A 25507-nucleotide genomic window follows, 5' to 3' on the forward strand; every position below is an offset into this window, starting at 1 on the left:
CCGACAACCAGCGCAAGCACAAATCCCGATATTCTCTGCCTCCATTGAACGCGCTTCGGCGATTCAAAGAACTGCGGGCCAAGACATCGCGAGATCGGTCAGGCCTTGGCGGAGATGGCGCTCAATTCTTCCAGGTCGAGGTCACGTTCAAGCTCACGCAGGGTCTCATCGTCGATCTGCCCTGAGCGATGCAGCCGTATGAGTTCCGTCCGGCCAACCGCGACCGCCTCAAGAACAACATCGAAATGGGCGTGCAATATCGGAATGTAGTCCGCGGTGCGCTCGGCATAGTCGACGATTGCCGTAGCGCGATGTTCATATCTTTTCAGTAGCTGAGGATGGATCAGCTTGCCCTCGCCATCGTAGGCAAGTTCGCTCACTTTCGTGAACTGAACCTGCGCCATCGCGGCCTCGGCCTGACTCATCGTCATCGGTGAGCGCTCGGCTTCTACCTCTCCCAGGCCAGCCCAGGAAATCACCCAACCAAGCGTCGTGCCCTGCACAAGCACCGTCCCCATGATCACGGCAAACGACATGACGAGGATGAAGTCGCGTCCTGGAAATCCTTCGGGAAGGCTCAAGGCAAGGGCAAGGGTGACCACACCGCGGACGCCCGCCCAGCTCAACACCGTCGCCGCTCCACCTCCCATTGGAACCGATCGAGCAAGCCCTATCCTGTTTGCGAACCTGATCGCCAGATCGGAGCCGAACACCCAGACGAAGCGAGCCGCAACAAGGGCGACAAGGATCACAAGCGCCGGAAACGCCATGGTTTCGACCAGCACCCCGAAGCCGCCGCCGCGCTCGACGACGTCGCGCAGCGAAAGGCCAATCAGGATGAACACCGTCGCCTCCATGAGGAAGACGAGCACGGTCCAGAAGGAAGTGCCGCGCATGCGCGTCCCCGCCGACATAACGGTGTGCTGGTGCCACGAGGCGATCAAGCCCGCCATGACAGTGGCGATCACACCGGACACGTGGAGTTGCTCTCCCAGAAGATATGCGATCCAGCAGAGCAACGTGGTTGCCGCGATCATGAGGTAGTCGTCGCGCAGGCTCCGGATGAGCCTGACCCATGCGAAACCGAGCATGCCGCCCAGCGCGGCCCCGCCCGCGGCAAGCACAAGGAACGTCCCAACTGCACTGACCGTGCTGAACGCGCCAGTCGCTGCCGCTGCAACGGCGAAGCGGAAGAGAACCAATCCGCTCGCGTCATTCAGCAGGCTCTCGCCTTCGAGAAGGATCTGAAGACGTCGTGGCAGGCGAACGTGCTCGAGTACAGCTCGAGCAGACACCGCATCCGGCGGCGATACGATGGCTCCAAGCGCCGCGCAAGCGGCCCACGGCAGCGAAGGCATCAGGAGATGAGCGACAATGGCAACGACAATGGTCGTGAAGAGCACCGCGCCGACTGCGAGTGAGGTAATGCCGAACATGTGGCGCTTCAGCCTGTCGACGGCGATAGACCACGCCCCATCGAACAGGAGTGGCGGCAGGAAGATGACGAGGACAAGTTCAGGATCGACCCTGATAGCTGGCAACCCGGGAACGAATGCGAGCGTAGCGCCGCCAGTCAGGAGCGCCACCGACGGCGGCAGCCCAAGCCTGTGTGCGAGATAGTGGAGCGCGATGATCGCAAGAAACATCGCAATCACCAGCTCGAAGAGATGCGTGCCGTCCATGTGTCTCCCCGCGACCAACCTGGGCCATCAAATGACGGCTTCGATTGAAACGCAACACCTGTGGTCGGCCGCAGTCCTTTTCAGAAGTCGGTGGAGACTGAAATCTCTCGCCACTGCTTTATGATCGCATCATCTGACGCATGCTTGACTTTGATTGCGGCGACGGTGTCGCTGCCGAAGGGCATGCGAACCGGCGGTTCGGGGACATCTGCGAATGCCACAACCTGTCTGGCGAACCTTTCCGGACCGCCGAGCTGATTGTGGTTCATCGCTGAAGCGTGTTCGCGCACGGCCCCTGCCGTCCCGTCGTAGTCCGGGATCCTGTTTCCGCTTCGGGGGCATCGACACACGCAGATAACGTGTCCGTAAACTTTCCCGGTTCGACGCCCGGGACCGGGCTCTTCGACGAATAACGAAATCTTGATCGGCGACAACGGTTATCGGATCGCCACATCGGCCCTATTTCCCAGCAATTACGCTGAAATGCGGGCATCGATTGGGAGGGTAGGATGCTTCAAATTCGCAAATCACTGGCAGCCGCAGCTGCCGTCATCATAGTGGCCGTGTCGGTATCATCCTGCACGACAAGCTCAAGCGATTCGATACACACCGGCTCAGTCGGATATGGCAACGCCGACTTTTCGCTTCGGCCTGCCTGCGCCTCCGGATTCGGCAACGATCGTCCTTGCAGCTACTAAGGAAATTGCCGCTCAGAAGAGCGCCGGAAATTTCGATTTGGAAACCACCAGAACCGACCGCCGCAAAGATCCGGAGCCATTCGGATTGATGCGACGTTCGGCTAAGAAATGTCTGCCAAGCCCGGGTTACCGGGCTTTTTTAATATTTGGAAAGTGATAGCAAACATATCGGCACGCATTTCAATAGAATCAATTGCTTGCAGAACTCAATTGGAAAATACTTGAGGGACATCGCCGGCGGATGAAGTACATAACCGAAGTGGCGGTCTAGGAAAGACGATCATGCGGTATCTTCGGTCAGGGCCGCGTCGGCTTCATACCCAGGAGATGGGCGCCCCGCGCGCCAAAACGGTTGGGCTGAGATCGGGGGAGATCGCCGACCGGAATATTCGCGTCATTCTCGAAGCCATTCGCCGGCACGGGCCGCTGACGCGCACCGAACTTGGGCGGCATAGCGGGCTGACTGGGCCTGGGATCACCAATATTCTGCGCAGGCTCGCCGAAGAGAAGCTCGTGACGTCGAACCGGCGCAACGGGCTCGGCGGTGGTGCCACAGCCACGGAATTTGCGCTACGGCCGGAGGGCGCGTTTTCGATCGGGGTCAAGCTTCGCCGTAGCCGCGGCGAGATCGTGCTGATCGATCTCAGCGGCCAGGTGCATAACCGGGTCTATTTCGACGTCGAGCCGGGTGAGAGGATCGCCGCGGTGCATGCGGCGTTCAAGGATATGGCCGATCGGCATGCGACAGTGCCGATCATCGGGCTCGGCATCGCCGCCAATGAATGGAGCGACGAGCAGAGCGCGCAGCTTACCGCGATGTCGGCGATCTCGCGTCTCTATGTCGAGAACGAGTGCACAGCGAGCCTGCTTGCCGAACGCACCATCGGCAGCGCCATGCCGGAAGGCGGGCTGGCAATGATCGTCATCGACGACGACGTGCAGGCGGGCTTCCTCATCCGCGGCATTCCCTATTCCGGCGTGCATGGCCGGGCGGGCAGCATCGGCGAAATGCTGACCGGGCCGGATAATGTCCAGCTCAACACCGTCGTCGGTTTCGGCTCGCTGCGCTCACGCATCGGCGAGGAAGACTTCGCGCGGCTGCTGAAGGGCGAGGAATTCTCCTCGCCGTCGCTGTCGCAATGGATCCGCGAGGCCGCCGGCCATCTGCTCGACCCGATCATCGCCATGGCCGGCTTCATCGCCCCGAGCGTCGTCATGATCGGCGGCGACCTGCCGCAGGGCGTGATCGAAGCCTTGATCCATCAGCTTTCCATCGAGCGGCGCGACACCTCGACCAGGCCGTTCCTGACGCCCTGGATTTCGCCGATGCGGCCCGCAAGCTTCAGCGGCGGCGGCGTGGCGCTCGGTGCTGCCCTCCTGCCCTTCCTCAACACGCTTCTGCTGCCGCCGGCTTCTGCCTGAGCTCAAAAGTGCGCGCTTTAGCCGGCTCAGCCAAGCGCCTCGTCGGCGTGGCTGAGATCGGAGGCTATCGCCTTGTCGAGCACCTTCTGGATATTGGCTGCGCGGCGGAAGGACGGCTCCTGGGTCTTGCCCGCCCGCACCGCCTGAACGAAACGCTGGTAGTTCGTCTCGACCGGATCGAAGGGCAGGTCTCGCCAAGTCGCCGTGTGCACGTCTTCGCCAAGACAGGCACGCAGCGTCGACGTTCCGGTATCGTAGATCATCTCGACCGAGCCGGTTTCGCCGTAGACCCGGAGACGCAGCTGATCCATCTGGCCGGCGGCCGTGCGCGTCGCCTGGATCGTGCCGATTGCGCCATTGGTGAAATCGACATTCATCGTGAAGCTGTCATTGGCATCGAGATCATATTCGCCGATCCTGTCGCCCGGCGCCTTATTGAAGGTCTTGAGCCGCGCAAAGACATGGGCGACGTCGAGGCCGGAACCGTAAGAGGCGAAATCGACGATATGGATGCCGATATCGCCGAGCGCGCCGTTCGACCCGTGCTTCTTGCTCAGCCGCCACAGCCATTTGCTTTCACTTTTCCAATCGCCCCAGTGGCGGCCGACCAGCCAGCTCTGCAGATGCGACGCCTCGACATGGCGCACCGCGCCGATCTCGCCGGCGAGCACCATCTGCCGGCCTTTCTGCAGCGCCGGCGAATTGCGATAGGTGAAGTTGACCATGCCGACCTTGCCCGCCCGCTCGATCGCCTCGGTCATCTCCATGGCTTTGACCGCATCAGTGGCGAGCGGCTTTTCGCAGAAGACATGCTTGCCGGCGGCGATCGCCTGGAGCGTGGTCGGGTGATGAATGCTATCGGGCGTGACGTTCGCCACCGCATCGAACTCGCCCCAGGCAAGTGCCTCCTCCAGCGAGGTGAAATGATTGGCGATGCTGTGTTCGGTGCAGAAGGCGGCCAGCCTTTCCGGAACGACATCGACGCCGCCGACGACGCTGACGCCTTCGATCGCCTTGAAGCGCGCGGCGTGCTGATTGGCCATGCCGCCGGTGCCGAGAATGAGTAAACGCATCTTCTCCTCCATGGATTTCAGTTTCCGGCTGCCGCGGCGGCCGAGCCAAAACGAGAGCGACACCATCGCGTCCATCCGCGATCGGCTCGGCTCTTCTTCGGGAAAATTGCGGGTGGGTGCGCCGCGCGTCTGACAAGACGCTTCATCACTTCAATTTGGCACTTTAATTTCGCGCATCCCTTCCGAAACGGCGGATGCGCGCTAGCTGCTGTTGAATGTCGCCAGCATCTCAACCTCCCAGGCTCTCGCCTCCCAAAGCTGTGGCTTGACATCAAATCAAAGTAACTTAATCTAATTAATGCAGCACGGAAATGAGGAGAGGTCAACCGACCGCCAGGCTGTATTCGTTCAAAATGGGGAGGAGACCCATCATGAAGAGCGCCACCTTCAGCGCATTGACGCTGAGCACTATCTTATTTTCAGCATCCGCCGTTTTTGCCCAGGAACTCGCCACTAAAGACCGGATCGGCCTTGCCGATGCACCGAAAACTCTCGTCGTCCGCCTGACGAACGATAGCCCGAACAATTCCGACCCCGCCATCGCGGAGGGCTACCAGAAGCTCTTCGTCGACTTCATCAAGAAGCACCCGGACTGGAAATTGCAGATGCAATTCATGTCCTCCGACATCGGCACCGAACAGGCCAAGATGCTGGAGCAGGCCAAGGCCGGCAACGCCCCTGATTGCGCCGCCGTCGACTCCTTCGTGCTCTCGCAGTTCATGGTCAACCACGTGCTGGCCGATTTCACGCCCTATTTCTCCAAGGAAGAAGTCGCCGACCTCTTCCCCTTCATCCGCGACGGCATCACCGACAAGGACAAGACGGTGCGCGCCTGGTGGTGGGATACCGACCTTCGCGTGCTCTATCGCAACAAGTCTGTGGTAGCGGATGCGCCGAAGACTTGGGACGACCTGAAGAAGGCGGCACTTGCCTCCACCAAGGAGGGCATGGAAGGCGTTCTCTTCAACGGCGGACGCTGGGAAGGCACGACCTTCGACTGGCTGGCAAACTACTGGGCGCTCGGCGGCAAGCTGGTCGACGACTCGGGCAAGCCGGTCTTCGGCGAAGGCGAGAACAAGGAGAAATTCCTGAAGGCGCTGAACTACTTCAAGGATCTCGTCGATTCCGGTGCTGCACCCAAGCGCGTCACCACCATTGCCAATTACGACGATATGAACGCGGCAGCGGCCGCGGCGACGACGGCGCTCTTCATCGGCGGCAACTGGCAATATGCACAGCTGAAAACCACGCTCGACGAAGGCGAATTCAAGAACTGGACCTTCTCGCCGATCCCAGGCCCCACGGCCGACCAGAAGTCGACGGGCACCGGCGGCTGGACGGTCGCCTCCTTCAGCAAGGATAAGGACAAGGTCGAGCTCTGCGCCAATCTTGCCCGCGACGTCTATATGGGACCGGCAAACGCGCTGCAGCAGCAACTGCCGACCCGCAAGTCGCTCTTCGACAAGTATGAGGTCTTCTCGACGGAAGCCAACAAGACCTTTGCCAATGCGCTGGTGGACGGCCAGGCCCGCCCCGGCGTGCCGATCTATCCCGAGATCTCGAACCAGATCCAGATCATGATGGGTGACGTGCTCTCGGGAACGAAGAAACCGGAAGAAGCCCTGGATGCCGCGTTCAGCGCGGCGATGGAGGCTTACAAGCGCCTCTGACCCCGGGCGTTTCTGACGCTTTCGACCGCGACGGCGCCTGCCATTGAGGCGCCGTCGACAGTGCCAAACCCGGACAGAGATGCCAATGAGCCCTATTGCCATCGAGGCTGACAGCCCGCCTCAAAGCAGAACGTTCATGCGCCGGTTCGCAGGTGCGCCCCTGCCCTGGATCATGCCCGTGATCGTCGTCATCGGCATATTCTACCTCTATCCCGTCATCGATGTTTTCCGGCTTTCCTTCACCAATGCGACGCTGATCGGCGAAAACCAGCAATATACGTTTGGGTCGATCGTCAATGCGCTGAGCTCACCGCAGCTGCCCGACATTCTCTGGGCGACGCTGATCTTCGTCGGCGGCAGCGTCATCGGCCAGCAGATCCTCGGACTTGCCGTCGCCGTCACCGTCATCCGCGGCGAAAAGCGCGGCCTGTTCGGCACCACGATCCTGAGGACGACGGCGCTCATCGCCTGGGTCGTGCCGGGCATTGCCGGCGGCATCATCTGGCAGATGCTGTTTTCCGAAGCGCCGTACGGTGCGCTGAACAGCATTTTGCGGCTGATGCATATGCCGACCGTCGCCTGGCTTTCCGACCCGGCGATGGCGCCCTGGTCGACGCTGATCTCCAATATCTGGCGCGGCACGGCCTTTTCGATGGTCGTCATGTATGCGGCGCTGAAATCGATCGATCCCTCGCTCTACGAGGCGGCGGAGGTCGATGGCGCCACCGCTTCGCAGCAGTTCTTCTTCGTCACCCTTCCGCAGCTGCGCGCCGCGATCCTCGTCAACATGATCCTGATCACCATCCAGACGGTGAACACTTTCGATGCGATCATCACGCTGACCGGCGGCGGTCCCGGACGCGCAACCGAGGTGATATCGCTCTACGTCTTCAACATCGTCTTCCGAAACTACGATCTCTCCGGCGGCAGCGTGCTTTCCGTGCTGATGCTGATCATCAGCCTCGGGCTTGCCTTCGTCTATGCGTCGTTCCTGCCGAAGGAGGAAGAGCAATGAGCGGACGCACCGGAAGCCGGCTCGGCGATACCATGAGCTACCTCTTCATGCTGGTGATGTTCGTGTTCTTCGCCGGCCCCCTCACCTATCTTCTGTCGATGGCGCTGCGTGACAAGCGTGAGGTCTATCGCGGCGCGGCGCGTTATATTCCCGACAATCCCACCATCCAGAATTTCATCACCGTTCTGAACAACAGCTACTTTCCGATCTATCTCTGGAACGGCCTCAAGCTTGCTGCCTTGAGCGGCCTCGGCGTGCTGATCGTGGCACTGCCAGCGGCTTACGCCTTTTCCCGCTTCCAATTCCGCGGCAAGGGCCTCTCGATGATGGGGCTCCTGCTCTTCCAGATGATCTCGCCGCTCGTCATCATGGTGCCGCTCTACCGCTACATGAACCGCCTCGGCCTGCTGGACACGCATTTCGCCGTCGTCATGGTCTATATCGCGCTCGGCGTTCCCTTGGCGACCTGGCTCCTGAAGAGCACGGTTGACGGCATTCCGCGCAGCCTCGACGAGGCGGCGATGATCGACGGCTGCAACCGCTTCTCCGTCTTCTGGCGCATCATCCTGCCCCTGTCGGCGCCGGGCATCGCCTCGGTCTTCATCATCACCGTGATTGCCGGCTGGTCGCAATTCCTCGTGCCTTTCCTGCTGCTCACTAAAAATGACCTGATGCCGATCGGCGTCGGAATCTTTAACTTCCGCGGCATGCAGACCGACTCGTCCATCCAGCTGCTTGCCGCCGCCTGCCTGATCTCGGTCGTTCCGGCGATCGTGGCCTTCCTGTCGCTCCAGAGGCTGATCCTCGGCGCGATGACCAGCGGCGCGGTGAAGGGATGAGACGGTCTCATTCACTCTCCACGCCCGAGGAAGGATTGAACGCATGAACGAGACACCGGCCGCCAGGCTCTCTCCCGATCTGACGGGCGCCAATGTCGAGGATGCAGGCGAGCACAACAGAGCCGTCGTCCTGCGCTGCATCCACCGCCAGGCGCCGATTTCGCGGGCCGAGATCGCCCGGCGGACGGGCTTCACCAAACCGGCCATCGCCCGCATCGTCGATCGGCTGCTGGACGAGGGCCTGATCATGGAGGCCCGCCGGCGGCATGGGCTGAGAGGCCAACCGGCGATCGAGCTCGAGATCAACCCGGACGCCTATTTCGCCATCGGCATCAACATCGATCGCGACCATCTGACGATTCTCGCCGTCGATGCCGTCGGCAATGTGCGCGCCCGGGTGCATCATGAGAAACGCTTCATCCTGCCGGCGGAATTCATGCAGCTGACATCAGATGCGATCTCGCATTTCCAGCGCAGCCGGCTGATCGACGATGTGCACCTTGCCGGCATCGGTCTGGCGATGCCGGATTGGCTGGGCGAAATCTCGCTGCTCGGCAAGCCCGAGGCCTATCAGGAATGGACTGAATTCGACGTGCGCGCAGCGCTCGAAAACCTGACGCCGCATCCCGTCTTCATCGAAAACGAGGCCAATGCCGCAGCCCTTGCCGAGCTCGATTACGGCCTCGGCGCCGAAAGCAGCAGCTTCTTCTATATCGCCGTCAATGCCTGCCCCGGCGGCGGCCTCGTTCTCGACGGCAACGGCCATCGCGGCGCCATGGGACTCAGCGGCGAAATCGGCTGGCTTCCCATCGCCGATGGCGACGGCGAGGCGCACAAGGTCCAGCTTCTCGGCGAGATCTTCTCGCTGTTCTTCCTCTATGATTTCCTGGCGCGGCACGGCGTCGAGGTGAGTTTTCCGCAGGATCTGCTGACGCTCGATGCGCGCGGCAAGCGCCTCGTTTCGCAATGGCTGAAGGAGATGAGCGCGCATCTGGCGGTCGCCGTCAAACATATCGCCATGATCGTCGATCCCGATGCCGTGCTCGTCGGCGGCCGCCTGCCGATCCGCATCGTCGATGAATTGCTGCGCTATGTGCACGAACATCTCGATGCCGAGGACACGAACCTGCCCTCGCTCCATCGCGCCTCGATCGGCGAAGACGCCTCGGCCATGGGCGCGGCGGCAATGCCGATGGCGGCAGCTCTCATGCTGGCCTCGGCTGATGTCGCCCAGCGCACGCGCTCGCCGCTGAAATTCATGGATCGCCTGAACAATTGAAACGGCCGCAAGGCTTCGGAGGATATGGTGAAGATCGGCTTCTATACCTCGACATTCAATGACCGCCCGCTGGAGGAAGTGGTGGATTTTGCCGCATCGGCGGGCTTCGACGCGATCGAGATCGATGTCGGCGGCCATATCAAAACGCCGGAGCGGGTGGAGGATGCCGTCTCTCTTGCAAGAAGCCGCGGCCTCTTCGTCTCCTCGCTCACCTATTTCGGCAACCAGCTCGACGCTGACCGCGACAGGCGTCGGGAGCTTCGGGCAAGGACGGCGGAATTTGCCGAGGCGATCGGCGGGGCGGGCGTTCCGATCTTCGTGATCTTTCCCGGCCGAGACGACACCGCAAGCGACGAGGCCAATTACGACGACTTCGCCGATTTCGCGAACGGGCTGATCGCCGGGACGCAAAAAAGCGGCCTCACCTTCGCGATCGAGAATTGGCCGGGTCCTAAGGACAATTTCATCGGGACGACGCCGAAGGGATGGCAGGAGCTTTTCCGCCGGATTACGGACCGCCGCTTCGGGCTCGAATTCGATCCCTCGCACCTCATCCGCATCGGCGTCGATCCCTATTGGGCGATGGAAACGGTGAAGGATCGCATCGCCATTCTTCATGCCAAGGATACGGCGATCGACAGGGAAGCCCTGCAAGCGGTCGGTTATCACGGCAAGGGCTGGTGGCAATACAAGCTGCCGGGGCTCGGCCTTCTCGACTGGCCGCGCTTTCTGCGCCAGGCCCGCGGCCACGGTTTCGACGGCACGATTTCGATCGAGCATGAGGATGCTGCCTATGGCTGGCCGGGCAAGGACTTGGCGGCGCGCAAGGCGGGCGAGCGCCTCGGTCTCGATTATTTGAAAAATGTCCTGAACGGACTTTGACGGCGATTTCGGGAGGAGTTTCATGGCCCATGTTTCGGTCAGTAATGCGCGCAAGGATTACGGCGCGTTCAAAGCCATCAAAGGCGTATCGGTCGATATTGGCGACGGCGAGTTCGTCGTCCTGGTCGGACCTTCCGGCTGCGGGAAATCGACGCTTCTCAGAATGATCGCCGGCCTGGAGGGCATCACTTCGGGGAAAATCCAGATCGGCAAGCATATCGTCAACGAGCTTGCGCCGAAGGATCGCGACATCGCCATGGTGTTCCAGAACTACGCGCTCTACCCGCACATGACGGTCGCCAAGAACATGGGCTTTTCGCTGCGGCTGAAGCGCATGCCGCGATCGGAGATCGACCAGCGGGTCGGCAATGCGGCAAAGATTCTCGGCTTGGAAACCCTGCTGGAGCGCTATCCGAAACAGCTCTCGGGCGGCCAGCGGCAGCGCGTCGCCATGGGCCGGGCGATCGTGCGCGACCCGGCCGTCTTCCTCTTCGACGAGCCGCTGTCGAACCTCGACGCCAAGCTCCGCGTGCAGATGCGCTCGGAGATCAAGGAGCTGCATCAGCGGCTGCAGACGACGACGATCTACGTCACCCACGACCAGATCGAGGCCATGACCATGGCCGACAAGATCGTCGTCATGAAGGACGGGCTGATCGAGCAGTCCGGCTCGCCCTTGGAACTCTACGACCGCCCGAACAATCTCTTCGTCGCCGGCTTCATCGGCTCGCCGGCGATGAATTTCATCCAGGGCACGATGACCGAAGACGGGTTCCGGACCGAGGACGGCCTGCTGCTGCCGAGCGAGCGCCGGCCGAGCGATGCCGTGACCTACGGCATCCGTCCCGAACATATCATGCTCGACCCGAACGGCATCGAGGTGACGACAATCGTCGTCGAGCCCACGGGCTCGGAAACCCTCGTCCTCGTCCGGCTGGGAGCCCAGACGCTAACCTGCGTCTTCCGCGAGCGGATCCGGGCCGCCCCCGGAGACGTCCTGCGGATCGCGCCCGGCCACGACACCGTTCACCTGTTCGGCGCGGACGAGCAGCGCATCACATCGGGTGAAGCGCCCTTAAGCTAAGCCTGCCGAAAGCCCCCTCCCCTTCGGCCGGGCGACGCCGGGGGCGCGTTCGCCGCGCCCCCGGTCCAAAATTCCCGGCCCCTCCAGATCATCATGCAGCACGGCCAAGTGTTTGAACGGGCACCGAAAAGGTTAATATGCGTTAACCTTAAAATTCTTGGCCGGCACCGGAGAATCGCGGATAATAACGGTTACAGGGGCTTTTGATCCCGAAAATCGTTATCCGAGAGATTGCTGCCGATGAACGCTAATTCGAACGCCTTGAAGGCCGCGCCATTGCATTTCGAGGATCAGATTCTCGAGCAGGGCGACGTGATTTCGAAGAAGCTGCATCTCTTGAGCGTGCAGCGCTTTCCGCCGAACGCGAAGAAGACGCTGCGCAGCTTTTCCCTCGCCGAGGTCGCCAATTATGTCGGGGCGTCGCAGAGCACGCTGAAGAAACTGCATCTCGAAGGCAAAGGCCCCTGCCCGCAGACCTCGCCTTCCGGGCGGCGCTCCTACAGCGCCGAGCAGATGCTGGAACTGAGGCGCTATCTCGATGCGCATGGACGCTCCGAAAGCCGCATGTATGTTCCCCATCGCCGCGGCCATGAAAAGCTGCAGGTCATCGCCGTCGTCAATTTCAAGGGCGGCTCGGGCAAGACGACGACAGCAGCCCATCTCGCCCAGCATCTGGCGCTGACCGGTCACCGTGTGCTTGCCGTCGATCTCGATCCGCAGGCATCGCTCTCCTCCCTGCACGGCTTCCAGCCGGAGTTCGACCAGGCCTCGTCCCTTTATGAAGCGATCCGTTACGATGGCGAGAAGAAGAAGCTCTCGGAGATCATCCACAAGACGAATTTCCCCGGCCTCGATATCGTGCCGGCCAATCTCGACCTGCAGGAATATGAGTACGACACGCCGCTCGCCATGGCCGACAAATCGACCAATGACGGCAAGACCTTCTTCACCCGCATCTCGCGTGCGCTCGGCGAGGTCGACGACCGCTACGATGTCGTCGTCATCGATTGCCCGCCACAGCTCGGCTATCTCACGCTGACGGCGCTGACGGCGGCAACGAGTGTGATGATCACCATCCATCCGCAAATGCTCGACGTCATGTCGATGGGCCAGTTCCTCCTCATGCTCGGCGGCATCCTGAAGCCGATCCGCGCCGCCGGCGCCGAGGTGAACCTCTCCTGGTATCGCTATCTCATCACCCGCTACGAGCCGACCGATGTGCCGCAGGCGCAGATGGTCGGCTTCATGTCGACGATGTTCCACGAGTTCATGCTGAAGCACCAGATGGTCAAATCGACGGCGATCTCGGATGCCGGGATCACCAAGCAGACGCTCTACGAGGTCGAGCGTGCCTCGATGAACCGGGGAACCTACGATCGGGCGCTGGAGGCGATGGACGCCGTCAACGCGGAGATCGCCGGCCTTATTCACCAGGCTTGGGGGCGGTGAATTTGTCGGCTGACAAATTCACGGTTTCCCCAAGCCGAATCAATTGGTTCACTGCCGATCGGAGGACGTGATGGCACGAAAGAATCTGCTGGAAGGGCTGGCCGACATGCCCGACGAGAACGCTGCGCCGAACTATCCGATGCGCGGCGCAGGCCGGTCGCTCGTCCGCTCGCTGGATGAGCTCGCCAAGCAGGCGGAGAAATTCCTGGAGGGCGAGGCGGTCGTCGACCTCGACCCCGATGTCGTGGAAGCCTCCTTCGTCAAGGACCGCCTGTCCGAGGACGACGACGACTTCCAAGCGCTGGTCGAAGCGATCCGCGCCCGTGGCCAGGATACGCCCATCCTGGTGCGTCCCCACGGGAAAGTCGACGGACGTTATCAAGTGGTCTTCGGACATCGACGGCTGCGCGCGGCCCGCGAGCTCGGGCGCAATGTCAGGGCCGTCGTCAAGACGATGGACGATCGCACCCATGTCATCGCCCAGGGGCAGGAGAATTCGGCGCGCGCCGATCTCACCTTTATCGAGCGCGCACTCTTCGCCCGGCGGTTGGAAGAGCTCGGCTATGACAGGGAAGTCATCTCGACGGCGCTTGCCGCCAATGCGGCGGCGGTCTCGAAGATGATGTCGGTGATGGATCGCATCTCGCCGGACGTCGTGCAGGCGATCGGAGCAGCACCCGGTGTGGGCCGCGAGCGCTGGGTAGAGCTGTCGCTGCTCGCCGGCAAGGCATCGAATGCGGCGGGTATCCCCCAGGTCCTGCAAGACGACAACTTTCATCATCTACCTTCCGACAAACGTTTCGAAGCGCTCTACGCAGCGCTGAACAAAAGCGCGCGGCCGGTCAAGAAAACGGTCGCCGCGAGGAAGGTCAAATGGCAGCCGCGGGACAAGGAGGTCCAGGCGGAAATGAAGAATGATGGCAAGGCGTTCTCGCTCTCGATGAAGGCGAGGAATGCCGGCCGCTTCGGAGAATTTCTCTCCAGCAAGCTGGATGCGCTCTATGAGCAATTCCTCGCCGAGGAGGGCAAACAAGGAGACTGAAACCGCAAAAGAAAAAGGCCCCCAACGAACGAGTCGTGGAAGCCCTTCTCACATCCTTAAGCAAGACAGAGAATCGCATTTTCACGAATCCCAGTCAAGAGTCCTGCAGCACCCTCGCGTCTCCTCAGACGCAGAAATGACGCTGCGGCACTTTCAACCTCGCATCGTTTCGGTGAGCGGATTTCTTTTGCCTGATTGAAGGTGAAGGAAATGGAGAGTGAATATGTGACGACGCCCTTTGGGCGGCGGCCGATGTCGCTTGCCCTGCTGCTGAAACAGCGGCGAGGCGAAGCGATCGCGGCCGGGACGACGCGCAACAAATGGAAATTGTTCCGATCGGTCTGCGAAGCCCGGGCAGGGCTCGGCGTGACCGACCGGGCGCTGACCGTGCTCGATGCGCTGCTGACCTTCTATCCCGAGGACGAACTCTCCAGCGAAAAACCGCTGGTGGTCTTTCCGTCGAATGCGCAGCTTTCGCTGAGAGCGCGCGGCATGGCGGCCGCGACGCTTCGCCGGCATCTCGCCGTGCTCGTCGAGGCCGGCCTCATCTCCCGCAAGGATAGCCCGAACGGCAAGCGTTATGTCCGCCGCGGCAGGGAAGGCGGAATCGACGAGGCCTACGGCTTCAGTCTCGCCCCGCTTCTCGCCCGGGCATCCGAGATCGAAGCGATCGCGGCGGGGATCGCCGCCGACCGGCAGATGCTGCGCGGAATGAAGGAGCGGCTGACGATCTGCCGGCGCGACATCGCCAAGCTCGTTGCCGCCGCCGTCGAGGAAGCCGTTCCCGGCGACTGGGAGCGCATGTCTTTAATGTTCCAGACGATCCTGCAGCGCATTCCGCGAGCCGCGACGATCGAAAACCTCCCGCCCATCCTCGAAGACCTCGAGGCGATCCGCGAAGATATCGTCAACCTGTTGGAACTGCATGAGAAAATGCAGATAGCGAGCACCAGTGAATCCCAGATTGAGCGTCACATACAGAATTCTCACACCGAATCCATATCTGAATCTGAACCGGGCTTGGAAACGGGGCAGGGGACGACGACGGCGGGGCCGGCTGACCGGGATCAGCAACTGGGAACGAAGCCGGACAATGGCGGGCTGAAAGGGCGAACAAACGCCGGGAAGGGATCGAGCTTTGCCGTCCGGTCGAGGGCAGGCGAACTGAAATCCTTCCCGCTCGCCACGGTTCTCCAGGCCTGCCCCGATATCGCCGACTACGGCCCGGGCGGCAGGATCGGCAGTTGGCGGGATCTGACGACGGCAGCCATCGTCGTACGCTCGATGCTCGCCGTCAGCCCGTCGGCCTATGAGGCGGCGGCAAACGTGATGGGACCGGAAACCGCCGCCACCGTCATGGCCTGCATCCTGCAAAGGGGAGGGTGAATCAACTCCGCCGGAGGTTATCTCAGGGACCTGACGCGGCGCGCCGAACGGGGAGAGTTTGCGCTGGGTCCGATGCTGATGGCGCTGCTGCGGGCGAACTCGCCGGGGAGCGTCGTTGCGAGCAGGTCAGCGATGGATAAGAGCTTGGAGGGCCTGCTCGGCGAACCGGGGTGAGGTGAGTGCAAGTCTTCCGATCGGTTCGCTCGTGGTCAGGGTTGGCCGCCGATAGGCCGCCGCCTGCATGGTTAGCGCCCTCAGTACCTTCATCTTATTGTTCGCGAGTATTTCGGTGAGAAATTCGTCAGGGGTCAAGGCGACGATACCATCGGGAAGACTGCCGAAATCGCGGATGTTTGACGTCACGATCACTGCAGCTTCGGCCGCCACTGCCGCCGCGACGACATGCCGATCCTTCGGATCATTTCGCATCGTCGGCTCGATTTCTTCCCAGCCTTCCACATTCGCTTCAGGAAATGCCTCCTGCATAACAGTTCGCAGCGCCTCTGCCCTGGATGGTTCCATGCCGTAGTCGCTGATCAAGTTGCGTGTCATTTCCTCGAGAATGCGAGGCTACCAGTGGGTCCGGAAACAACCTTCCGACGCAACGCGCAGCAGCGTATCCCGCAGCAGCATCGGAAACAGCACATTGGCATCAAGTACAGCGACCAGCATCTTCATCCATGCGAGTTTTCCAATTGCCCTGAACTAGTTGGTTGCGTTTATAGCGTTTGTGCACCATATTGCCGGCATGGCCACACCCCATCGCACATCGTCCGAAAAAAATCCCGCCAAAAGCTTGAATGCCGTTCCGGCGCCAGAGAGATCGGCCGCCGCCCGCATAGCATCGCTTTTGCGGGCGACTTCGAAAAAGCAGCGGGGGAGTGTCCAGGTCATCGACGCTGACGGCGAGCGTCTGGAAGTACCGCAGGTATTGGCCGAGATCATCTTTCAGGCGGCTGAGTTTCTCGCGGAAGGGCGCCCGGTGATGGTGCTTCCTGATGAAGAGATGCTGTCGACCCAAGCTGCGGCGGATATCCTCAGTGTTTCCCGGCAGTATCTGGTCCGATTGGTCGACGCGGGAGAGCTCCCGGCGGAAATGGTCGGCAGTCACCGCCGCCTGAGAGCAGCGGATGTCGCGGCATTCAAGGCGGCTCGGGACGCCAAGCGCAACTCGGCGCTGGATCGGCTGACCTCGCTGAGTGAGGATGTCGACGGCTATGCGCTTGGAAACAAGCCTCGCTGACAGGCCTTGAACCTCACGCTTACGCAGCGTCGCGATAACCCCGCGCGCCGGACTCCGCCCCGCCCAGGTCGAACTGGGTGACCAGTTCGCGCAGGCGCTCGGCTTCGCCGGCCAGCGTGACGCTGGCGGCGGTGGTTTCTTCCACCATGGCGGCGTTCTGCTGGGTCACTTGGTCGAGCTGGCCCATGGCCGAATTGACTTCCGAAAGGCTGGTCGCCTGGTCGCGCGCCGAAGCGGCCAGCGCTTCCATGCGCTGGTTGATATCGATGATGAAGCGGCCGATGTCGCCGAGTGCCGCGCCGGTGTGGTTGACCAGCTCGACGCCGCTCGCGACCTTGGCGGATGCCCGTCCGATCAGCTCCTTGATCTCACGGGCTGCCTGGGCCGAGCGCTGGGCGAGTTCACGCACTTCCTGGGCGACGACGGCAAAACCCTTGCCGGCCTCGCCGGCGCGCGCGGCTTCCACGCCCGCATTGAGCGCAAGGAGGTTGGTCTGGAAGGCGATCTGGTCGATGACGCCGATGATATTGTTGATCTGCTTCGAGGATTCCTCGATCTGGCTCATGGCGTCGACTGTCTGAGCCACCACCTTGCCCGAGGCCATGGCGCTGCGATTGGCGTTGTCGGCGACATCGCGCGCCTCTTCGGCGATCTTGAAGGCTTCGGTCACCTTGGCGGTCACGGCATCAAGCGCAGCAGCGGTCTCTTCGAGCGTCGCGGCCTGCCGCTCGGTGCGGCCGGACAATTCGTTGGAGCCGTTGTTGATCTCGCGGGTGCCCGTATTGATGATCGACACGCTCTTGGAAACCGAAAGAAGTGTGCCGCCGAGCTGCTCCACCGAGGCATTGAAATCATGCCGCAGCGGTTCGAATTCCGGCGCGAAACGATCCGCGAGCTTGAAGGCGAGATCGCCCTCGGCAAGCCGTTTCAGGCCGGTGGCAAGACCCGACGTGGCGGCCTTCAGCCGCGCTGCGGCGCTCTGCTCCGCCTGTTCCTGGTCGGCCAGCCGGTTTGCTTCGGCGAGGCGCCGGTTTTCCTCGGCCTGGCTTTCGAGCCGGATCCGGGCGATGGCGTTCTGGCGGAAGACTTCGACGGAGCCCGCCATCAGGCCGATCTCGTCGCCGCGCCCGGCATAGGGGATCGCCTTATCAGTCTCGCCGGCGGCCAGTTCCTGCATGGAGCGGGTGATGCGCTGGATCGGGCGCGACACATGCCGGGCGATGGCGATGAGAATGCCGAGGCCGATGATGGCGGCAAGGCCCGCGAGCGCCAGCTCGGTTTCGATCTTCGTTTCCAGCGCGCTGCCGGCCTCAGTGACGCTCTCGGTCGCGATCCTGTCGACGATTGTGTTGACGGCTGTGATGCCGGTCAGGATTGCTTGCTGCGAGCGCGCGAGCTTCTCGGCGGTCGGCACTTCGTCGGCCTGCTGCAGGCCGAGGCTGACCTTGACGTCCTTTTCCCAGGCGCCATGCGCCTCGCGCAGCGAGCGCACACCCTCGGTCAGCGAGGTCGCGAGATCGATGCGGCCAAGCTCGTCGAGCGATTGCGAAAGCGCGCCGTTGCTTTCGTCGAAGGCGGCCTTCACCTCGGCCGCCGGCACGAAATTCGTCATCGACAACACCCGGTCGACCACAGAGGTCGCCTGCCGGAATTGCTGTTCGATATGGGCCGAGGCGAGCTTGGCGTTCACCGCCTCCTCTACCACGGCGGCAACCCGGGCCTGGCCGGTGACCGCCTGATAGCCGATCAGGAAGGCGCTGCCGAAGCCGACGACGATCGTCGCCACCATCGGCACGAGGATCTGCATGCGTATGGAGAGTTTCATGGCACGCACCTCAGTTCGGCAGCGTCGGCAGGGGGATATCCTGCTTTTCGGCGGTCAGGGTTCCCAAGAAGGCGATCAGATCGTTGCGTTCCTCGTCGGTCAGCAGGAAGGCCGTCATCGCCGGATCGAGCGAAGGACGGCTGACGCCGCCGCTTTCGTAATGGACGATCACCTCGTCCATGCTTTTGAGGCTGCCGTCATGCATGTAGGGGCCGCGATAGAGCGTGTTGCGCAGGCCCGGCGTCTTGAAGGCATGCTGGTTGTTCGGGCTGCTCGGATCGATCTTGAAGCGGCCGATATCCTCGTCCGGCAGGCCGATGTCGTGGAACTTGTTGTCGGTGAAGTTCCAGCCCGAATGGCAGGCGGAACAGCCGGCGCTGCCGGTGAAGAGATCGAAGCCGCGCTTGGCGCTGTCGGAAACGGCCTTCTCGTCGCCGTCGACCCAGCGATCGAAGGGCGACCAGTTGGAAACCACCGTCCGTTCATAGGTGGCGATCGCCGTCAGGATGGTTTCCCTTGAAATGCCCTTGTCGGGGAAAACCTCGCCGAACCACTTCTTGTAGTCGGGTATGCCCTGCATTTCGGCGACGGCGGTTTCGAGTTTGCCGTTCATTTCGGCCGAAGCGGTGATCGGGCCCGCCGCCTGCTCCTCCAGGTTCGGGGCGCGGCCATCCCAGAAGAAGGGCGAGACCCAGGCGACGTTCAGAACTGTCGGTGCCTGGCGCCCGAGTGCGGTATTGGCCGCGCCGATCGGCGTCTTCACCGGTGTTTCGAAGCCGAAGGAGGGATTGTGGCAGCTGGCGCAGGTCATGTTCTTGTTGCCGGAAAGCCTGGGGTCGAAGAACAACATCTTGCCGAGCGTCGCCAATTGCGGCGAATAGGCCGTCACCTTCTCGAAAGGAACCGTCAACGGTCGCTTGTAGGCGGAAAGATCGCCGGCCGCGCCCGGCTGGACTGCGACCATTGTGAATAGGGAAGCTGCAACCAGGAAACGCATCGTTTTAGCACGCCCAGCAAGATTTAAAAGCTGAGGCTAAAATTAGCGTAATTGCGTTAAAGCTCTCTAAAGCAAGATATACATGAGTATTGCTGGAAAGTTTTAACTACCTGACGTTGCACGTGAAATAGTTTCGGCGGAGAAATACAATCAGATCGGCACTTCCATTGAGCGTTCACCGCAATATTCTTCACGTCTTCTGCGTGATGGGCGCTTTCATGGCGAAAAGGGTGGCGCCTGCGAGCGCCGCGAAGGCCGCGCCGGCGACGAAAGTAACCGCGGGGCCCGCCTCTTCCCACAGGGCGCCGGCGATCACACTGGCGAGCAGCAATGCAACTCCCGAGACGAGGTTGAAGGCGCCGAACGCCGTGCCGCGCAGATCGGCGGGTGCTGCATCCGCGACGAGCGCCGCAAAGACGCCTTGCGTGGTGCCCATGTGGAGGCCCCATAACAGAACGCCGAGACCGAGACCGAGAAAGCCGGGCAGGAAGGCGAGGGCGAGATCGGCCGCGATCAGCAGGCCGACGCCGATCAGCAGCAGCGTCACCCGGTCGAACCGGTCCGCGAGGATGCCGATCGGATAGGCCGACAGGGCATAGACCAGGTTCATGCCGATGAGAACGAGCGGCACCAGCATGACCGGCAGGCCGAGCCGCCCGGCATCGAGCAGCAGAAATGCCTCACTGAAGCGCGCCAGCGTGAAAATTGCCGCCACCGCGGTGATGAGCCAGTAGGCGGCGGGAAGGCGGAGCAGATCCTGCCTGCGCAGCGGAACGCGCGCGGCATTGCCCGTCGCAACCTTCGCCGGCTCCTTGACGAGAAACAGGACGATGCCGACCGACACGAAAGCCGGGATGACCGCGATCCAGAAGACGGTGGCAAAGCGGTCGGCGGTCCACCACATCAGGACCAGGGCAAGAGCCGGCCCGAGAAAAGCGCCGACCGTATCGAGCGACTGGCGCAGGCCGAAGCTCGCGCCGCGGATTTCCGGCGAGGTTATATCGGCGATCAGCGCATCGCGCGGCGCGCCACGGATGCCTTTACCCACACGGTCGATGAAGCGCGCGGCCACCAGCCAGTCGATCGACGGCGCCAGCGGGAAAACCGGCTTGGTCAGTGCCGCCATGCCGTAGCCCGCAAGCACCAGTAGCTTGCGTTTGCCGAACCAGTCGCTGATCGCCCCCGAGAAGACCTTGGTGATGGCGGCGGTCGCCTCGGCGATGCCTTCGATGATGCCGACCGAAAGGGCCGAGGCGCCGAGCACCGTGACCATATAGACCGGCAACAGGGCATGGATCATCTCCGAGGAGACATCCATGAACAGCGAGACGAAGCCCAGCGCCCACACGCCAGCGGGGATCGCATGGGGCGGCTTGCTGCCCTTCACGGCGGTTTCAGCCATCAGCCTCTCCTCCCGGTCATGTCGAAGTCAGCCTGATTGGGCGGCGTTTCTCTTACCGAGGAGGGCAGCGCGGATCTGTTCGCTCTTGCTCAACAGGGGAGGGGGAACCGGCGCCACTTCTTCGGGCGCCTCGGCCTTGGCGGCGCTCTGCTTGAGGCTCAGGAACCGTTTCTGCGCCACCAGCCGGTCTTCCCCCGACAACGGCTCAACCGGTTCGCCGTCAAGATTATGGCGCATGGAATCGGGCTGGGCGCTGGCGAAATAATAACGCCGGCAATGGACATAGGCGGCGGTGGCGCGCCGCAGCGTCGTCACGCCGGCATCGGGCTTCAGGAGCGGACGCAGCTCGTTGAACAGGCCGACGGCGAAGGGGAGGACCGGATCGCCTGGTTTAGCCGGAAGCACGCCGACCGGCCGGATCAACAGCGTGTTGATCGCGCTTGCCTTCTCCACATCGAGCTCGGTTGCCGCAATCGGCCCGCGGCTGATTTTCCAGGGTTTGTCCATGCGTACTCCATAGCGACCGACTGTGATGGTATCTTGACGGAGAGGTTAGATTACAGGCGCAGGTCGCACAACACGGGCGCCCGTGCAAGCCCGGCGACGAAACGCCGCTTCTGGCCGATAAAGCCGGCCTAGAGGCGTGGCCTTGTCGGGCTGCCGCTCCATCTAATCGTTTTTATGGAGGAATATGCATTGACCTCTCGCATGGATTACACTTCTTATCCGCGCCCAAGATGGGGTGAGGGGCCGAAGGGGAGAATATATGCGGGTTTTCTCGAGCATTGATGAGCTGCGCCACACACTGGATGCGCTGAAGCGGCAGGGCCGCACCGTCGGCCTCGTGCCGACGATGGGCTATCTCCATGCCGGTCATATCAAGCTCGTTTCGCGCGCCCGCGCCGAAAACGACATCGTCGTCGTCTCGATCTTCGTCAATCCGCTGCAGTTCGGCCCGGCCGAAGACCTCAGCAAATATCCGCGCGACCTCGAGCGCGATGCGGCCATGCTCAGGCAGGCAGGCGTCAATTTCCTCTTCGCACCGGCCGTCGAGGACATGTATCCCCGCCCGATGCTAACCGTCGTCGACGTTCCCGATCTCGGCCGAGAGCTGGAAGGCGCGGTCAGGCCCGGGCATTTCGCGGGCGTTGCCACCGTCGTCTCCAAGCTTTTCAACATCGTGCAGCCGCAGACGGCCTATTTCGGCCAGAAGGACTACCAGCAGGTCGTCATCATCAGGCGCATGGTGGAGGATCTCGCCATGCCGGTGCGGGTGATCCCGGTACCAACAGTGCGCGACAGCGACGGCCTCGCATTGTCCTCGCGCAATGTCTATCTCAGTCCTGAGGAGCGACGCGCCGCGGTGATCGTTCCCCAGACCCTCGACGAGGCCGAGCGCCTGGTCGGCGAAGGGCTCACTGACGCTCGGGAACTCGAGGCGAAGCTTACAGCCTTCATCGCTCGCGAGCCGCTGGCAAAGCCCGAGGTCGTCGCCGTCAGGGATGCGGAGACGCTTGCCCCGGTCGCCTCGATCGAAGAGCCGGTCGTCGTGGCGCTCTTCGTGCAGATCGGCTCGACCCGGCTTCTCGACAACAGAGTGGTCAGCCCGGTTGCGGGCGACACCAAAACCATCCGAGACAATAAAATTGTTCGAGACAGCAGGATTGCCGGCCAGCCGGGAAAGGAAGTGAAGAGATGAGCGCCACCGGATCCCAGAAGCGCCTGACGCCAACGCGCATCTCGGCCATGAAGGGCGGCAAGCCGATCGTCTGCCTCACCGCCTATACGACGCCGATGGCGCGGCTGCTCGACCAGCATTGCGACCTGCTGCTCGTCGGGGATTCCCTCGGCATGGTGCTCTACGGCATGGAGAGCACGATCGGCGTGACGCTCGACATGATGATCGCCCACGGCAAGGCGGTGATGCGCGGCGTTGCCAATGCCTGCGTCATCGTCGACATGCCCTTCGGTAGCTATCAGGAATCGAAGGAGATCGCCTTCCGCAACGCCGTGCGCATCATGCAGGAAACCGGCTGCGACGGCGTCAAGCTGGAAGGCGGCGAGGAGATGGCCGAAACCATCGCTTTCCTGACCAAGCGCGGCATTCCCGTGCTCGGCCATATCGGCCTGATGCCGCAGCTCGTCCACACCGCCGGCGGCTATCGCTCCGTCGGTCATTCCGAACACGAGACCTCGAAGATCCGGCGCGACGCCCATGCGATCGGCGGCTCCTGCGCCTTCGCCGTCGTCGTCGAGGGCACGGTGGAGCCGCTCGCCCGCGAGGTGACGGCAGCAATCCACATCCCGACCATCGGCATCGGCGCCTCTTCAGCCTGCGACGGCCAGATCCTGGTCACCGACGATATCCTCGGCCTCTTCAACGATTTCAGGCCGCGTTTCGTCAAGCGCTACGACGAACTCGGCAAGCGGGTGGCGGACGCCGCTGCCGCCTATGCCGACGAGGTGCGCTCGCGAAAGTTTCCGGCAGACGAGCATACGTTCAAGCGGCGGCCGTGAGGCGAGGGCCGTAGCCCCTCCCCACAAGGGGGAGGGGCTAAGCTGTGGCCCCCGGCGGCGATCAAAAGGAGAGGTCTTACTGGCTGTGCCGTTCGGCGAATTTGGGCGCGATGAGGCTAGGTGAAACGGTGGGGCACGTTAGCCCCCTTGTGGGGCCAGTGTGGAATAGCTCTCGCAGTTTTTTGCGCCAGACGGCAAACTCATTGCGGAAGCGGGAGTGCCCTGAAAACACCCTGCGCCAGTTCTACCAGATCACTTTAGACAATTCGGAGAGAACTGCGTTGCCATAGTCCTCATCCTTGATGCTGAACTCCGCTTCGCCGGACACCAGATTGAAATTAAAATAGACTTCAGACTGGTCTTGGCCCAGAAAAAGTTTGGTGGTGTACCAGTCTCCCGGAGCACCGCCGTAGCCACCGCCGGGATTGCGGATGGTCGGTGGTCCAAGAAATGCCGTATCGAACGGAAGCGTTTCCTGTTTTTCGTCCGAAAGGCGGGGTGCACTTGCAATCAAGGCTTTTCCCAACTCTTCAAAAAATCGCACAGGGTGCGATCCCGGAACATGGCGGAACACGCCGTGGGACTCGCTTTGCAGTTCGATGACAAATTTTGTTTCGTTGTCGCCTTCGCCATATGAGGCCATCAAGGCGAGGACATTGGCGTCCGAACCACTGGGTAGCTGAGCGATCCCAAAAGCAAGGGGCTCGGGAATGCCGTCACCGCCGGGGGGCTGATTCTGTGCGCAAGCTCCGCCCGGCAGTACAGCGCTCGCCAATATGATCAAAGCGGAGCGTCGTGTAATCATTCCCTTCTCCGAAAGAGAAAGCCTGTCACGCTTCTCAAAGGCGACAAGTTGTGGCTGGGTTTTCTAATATCGCAGAAATCGAACATTTCGAGATAGATGAATTCGTAGGTTGTTCACGGAAACATTTCCGGCACCCACCGCACAGCCTTCTCATCCATCACCCGCCGGCATATCGCTCGCGCATCGTCTCGGCCGAGCGGCGCACCGCCTCGGCGACCTCCCGCAGCTGTCTCGCCATCGGCGTCGAATTGCGCCAGACCATGCCGATCGTTCGCGATGGCTGCGGCGACGGGAAGCGGGAGATCGAGACAGGCGCCGAGCGCGTTTCGACGGGAACGGCCATCTCCGGGATCAGGGTGATGCCGATGCCGGCGCCGACCATCTGGACGAGCGTGGAGAGCGAGCTGCCTTCCATGATTTCGCGCGGCCGGGCCGGCCCGATCTTGCAGAAGGAGAGCGCCTGCTCGCGGAAACAGTGGCCCTCCTCGAGCAGCAGCAGCCGCATCTCGCGCAGCGCCTCGCGCTCGGGCACTGGCTTGTTCCCGTCCTCCTGCCGCCGGACCAGCACGAATTCTTCCCGGAAAAGCTCGAGTTCGGTGAGGGAAGGCTCCGACACCGGCAGCGCGACGATCGCCATGTCCAGCTGGCCCTGCGCCAGTTCCTGAACCAGCTTTGCCGTCTGCGTCTCGCGCACCTCGATCTGAATTCCGGCGAAGGTTTGGTTCAGATCGTTTATAATCGCCGGCAGCAGGTAGGGCGCGATCGTCGGGATGATGCCGATGCGCAGCCGCGCCAGCAAGGAACCGCGCGAGGCGCGGGCGAGTTCGCCCAGTTCGTCGACGGCCCGCAGGATGTCGCGGACCCTGAGTGCAAAGGTCTGGCCGAACGGGGTGAGTTTCACTTCGCGGGCGCTCCTCTCGAAGAGCTCGCTGCCCAATTCCTGCTCCAGTTCTTTGATCTGCATGGAGAGCGCAGGCTGGGAGATGGCGCAGGCCTCGGCAGCGCGCCGAAAGCGGCCATCCCTTGCCAGGGCTTCAAAATAACGCAGCTGTTTCAGGGTAAGATTTTTCATAAGTTCAACTTATCGCAGCAATCAGTAAATCCAACTTAAAATTATTACACGCTTCCGATATGAAGACTGCAAGGGAGAGAGCGGGGCACCGGCCCGGTTCATCTTTTTCGACCGCAGACAGATCA

General features: G+C 62.0%; 22 protein-coding genes and 1 pseudogene. 14 read left to right on the top strand and 9 right to left on the bottom strand.

What is annotated here, in order from left to right:
* Nucleotides 1-98: 98 nt before the first annotated feature.
* Nucleotides 99-1682 carry a Na+/H+ antiporter gene (locus EFQ99_RS25200; RefSeq protein ID WP_126923932.1) on the bottom strand — a complete coding sequence of 528 codons (1584 nt, stop codon included), beginning with the start codon at nt 1680-1682 and terminating at the stop codon, nt 99-101.
* A gap of 509 nt (nt 1683-2191) precedes the next feature.
* On the opposite strand from EFQ99_RS25200, the gene EFQ99_RS35655 reads away from it, so the two are divergent.
* Both EFQ99_RS35655 and EFQ99_RS25210 read left to right on the top strand, forming a co-directional pair.
* The gene (locus tag EFQ99_RS35655) at nt 2192-2380 is read left to right on the top strand and encodes a hypothetical protein (protein ID WP_126923933.1); all 189 of its coding nucleotides are present in this window, start codon (nt 2192-2194) and stop codon (nt 2378-2380) included.
* Between the two features lie 282 nt (nt 2381-2662).
* Entirely contained in the window at nt 2663-3802 is a 1140-nt protein-coding gene (locus EFQ99_RS25210; protein ID WP_126923934.1) for an ROK family transcriptional regulator, read from the top strand.
* 26 nt (nt 3803-3828) lie between these two features.
* On the opposite strand, the gene EFQ99_RS25215 is transcribed toward EFQ99_RS25210, so the two are convergent.
* Nucleotides 3829-4875, bottom strand: a complete 1047-nt coding sequence (locus EFQ99_RS25215; protein ID WP_126923935.1) for a Gfo/Idh/MocA family protein — start codon at nt 4873-4875, stop codon at nt 3829-3831.
* Between the two features lie 371 nt (nt 4876-5246).
* On the opposite strand from EFQ99_RS25215, the gene EFQ99_RS25220 reads away from it, so the two are divergent.
* The 9 genes and pseudogenes from EFQ99_RS25220 (at nt 5247) to repC (ending at nt 15695) form a co-directional block, all read left to right on the top strand.
* Nucleotides 5247-6545, top strand: coding sequence for a type 2 periplasmic-binding domain-containing protein (locus EFQ99_RS25220; RefSeq protein ID WP_126923936.1), 1299 nt, complete (start codon nt 5247-5249; stop codon nt 6543-6545).
* An 85-nt stretch (nt 6546-6630) separates the two neighbouring features.
* A complete protein-coding gene (locus EFQ99_RS25225; protein ID WP_126923937.1) occupies nt 6631-7560 on the top strand; it encodes a carbohydrate ABC transporter permease in 930 nt (309 codons plus the stop codon).
* Nucleotides 7557-8399: a carbohydrate ABC transporter permease gene (locus tag EFQ99_RS25230; RefSeq protein ID WP_126923938.1), complete on the top strand. Its 843-nt coding sequence runs from the start codon at nt 7557-7559 to the stop codon at nt 8397-8399. The genes EFQ99_RS25225 and EFQ99_RS25230 overlap by 4 nt, the downstream gene beginning before the upstream one ends.
* A 43-nt stretch (nt 8400-8442) precedes the next feature.
* Nucleotides 8443-9678, top strand: a complete 1236-nt coding sequence (locus EFQ99_RS25235) for an ROK family transcriptional regulator (RefSeq protein WP_126923939.1) — start codon at nt 8443-8445, stop codon at nt 9676-9678.
* A gap of 27 nt (nt 9679-9705) precedes the next feature.
* Nucleotides 9706-10560 (top strand): sugar phosphate isomerase/epimerase family protein, encoded by an 855-nt coding sequence (locus EFQ99_RS25240; RefSeq protein ID WP_126924062.1) that lies wholly within the window; start codon nt 9706-9708, stop codon nt 10558-10560.
* A 22-nt stretch (nt 10561-10582) separates the two neighbouring features.
* Nucleotides 10583-11644, top strand: coding sequence for an ABC transporter ATP-binding protein (locus EFQ99_RS25245; RefSeq protein WP_126923940.1), 1062 nt, complete (start codon nt 10583-10585; stop codon nt 11642-11644).
* Between the two features lie 240 nt (nt 11645-11884).
* On the top strand, nt 11885-13093 hold the full coding sequence (gene repA / locus EFQ99_RS25250; RefSeq protein WP_126923941.1) for a plasmid partitioning protein RepA: 1209 nt from the start codon (nt 11885-11887) through the stop codon (nt 13091-13093).
* Between the two features lie 70 nt (nt 13094-13163).
* Nucleotides 13164-14135 (top strand): plasmid partitioning protein RepB, encoded by a 972-nt coding sequence (repB, locus tag EFQ99_RS25255; RefSeq protein ID WP_126923942.1) that lies wholly within the window; start codon nt 13164-13166, stop codon nt 14133-14135.
* 210 nt (nt 14136-14345) lie between these two features.
* A pseudogene (repC, locus tag EFQ99_RS25260) lies at nt 14346-15695 on the top strand (plasmid replication protein RepC).
* Here repC and EFQ99_RS25265 read toward each other — a convergent pair.
* Nucleotides 15648-16061 (bottom strand): VapC50 family PIN domain-containing toxin, encoded by a 414-nt coding sequence (locus EFQ99_RS25265; protein WP_245441580.1) that lies wholly within the window; start codon nt 16059-16061, stop codon nt 15648-15650. The pseudogene repC and the gene EFQ99_RS25265 overlap by 48 nt on opposite strands.
* A 391-nt stretch (nt 16062-16452) precedes the next feature.
* Between EFQ99_RS25265 and EFQ99_RS35660 the strand changes: the two genes are divergently transcribed.
* On the top strand, nt 16453-16764 hold the full coding sequence (locus EFQ99_RS35660) for an excisionase family DNA-binding protein (RefSeq protein WP_245441581.1): 312 nt from the start codon (nt 16453-16455) through the stop codon (nt 16762-16764).
* Nucleotides 16765-16783: 19 nt separating this feature from the next.
* On the opposite strand, the gene EFQ99_RS25275 is transcribed toward EFQ99_RS35660, so the two are convergent.
* The 4 genes from EFQ99_RS25275 to EFQ99_RS25290 all read right to left on the bottom strand — a co-directional run bounded on the left by EFQ99_RS25275 (nt 16784) and on the right by EFQ99_RS25290 (nt 21495).
* Complete coding sequence (locus EFQ99_RS25275; RefSeq protein ID WP_126923944.1) at nt 16784-18589, bottom strand: methyl-accepting chemotaxis protein; 1806 nt, start codon at nt 18587-18589, stop codon at nt 16784-16786.
* Between the two features lie 10 nt (nt 18590-18599).
* On the bottom strand, nt 18600-19586 hold the full coding sequence (locus EFQ99_RS25280; RefSeq protein WP_126923945.1) for a cytochrome-c peroxidase: 987 nt from the start codon (nt 19584-19586) through the stop codon (nt 18600-18602).
* Nucleotides 19587-19776: 190 nt separating this feature from the next.
* Entirely contained in the window at nt 19777-20988 is a 1212-nt protein-coding gene (locus EFQ99_RS25285; protein WP_126923946.1) for an MFS transporter, read from the bottom strand.
* Nucleotides 20989-21015: 27 nt separating this feature from the next.
* A complete protein-coding gene (locus EFQ99_RS25290; protein WP_126923947.1) occupies nt 21016-21495 on the bottom strand; it encodes a ProQ/FINO family protein in 480 nt (159 codons plus the stop codon).
* A gap of 259 nt (nt 21496-21754) precedes the next feature.
* Here EFQ99_RS25290 and panC point away from each other — a divergent pair, with 259 nt between their 5' ends.
* Together panC and panB are read left to right on the top strand one after the other, a co-directional pair.
* The gene (gene panC / locus EFQ99_RS25295; RefSeq protein ID WP_126923948.1) at nt 21755-22687 is read left to right on the top strand and encodes a pantoate--beta-alanine ligase; all 933 of its coding nucleotides are present in this window, start codon (nt 21755-21757) and stop codon (nt 22685-22687) included.
* A complete protein-coding gene (panB, locus tag EFQ99_RS25300; protein ID WP_126923949.1) occupies nt 22684-23505 on the top strand; it encodes a 3-methyl-2-oxobutanoate hydroxymethyltransferase in 822 nt (273 codons plus the stop codon). The genes panC and panB overlap by 4 nt, the downstream gene beginning before the upstream one ends.
* 244 nt (nt 23506-23749) lie before the next feature.
* Here panB and EFQ99_RS25305 read toward each other — a convergent pair whose 3' ends face one another.
* A complete protein-coding gene (locus EFQ99_RS25305; protein ID WP_126923950.1) occupies nt 23750-24310 on the bottom strand; it encodes a hypothetical protein in 561 nt (186 codons plus the stop codon).
* Between the two features lie 157 nt (nt 24311-24467).
* Entirely contained in the window at nt 24468-25382 is a 915-nt protein-coding gene (locus tag EFQ99_RS25310) for a hydrogen peroxide-inducible genes activator (protein WP_126923951.1), read from the bottom strand.
* Between the last annotated feature and the right edge of the window lie 125 nt (nt 25383-25507).

It is taken from the genome of Rhizobium vallis (assembly GCF_003985155.1).
Taxonomy (GTDB): Bacteria; Pseudomonadota; Alphaproteobacteria; order Rhizobiales; family Rhizobiaceae; genus Rhizobium; species Rhizobium vallis.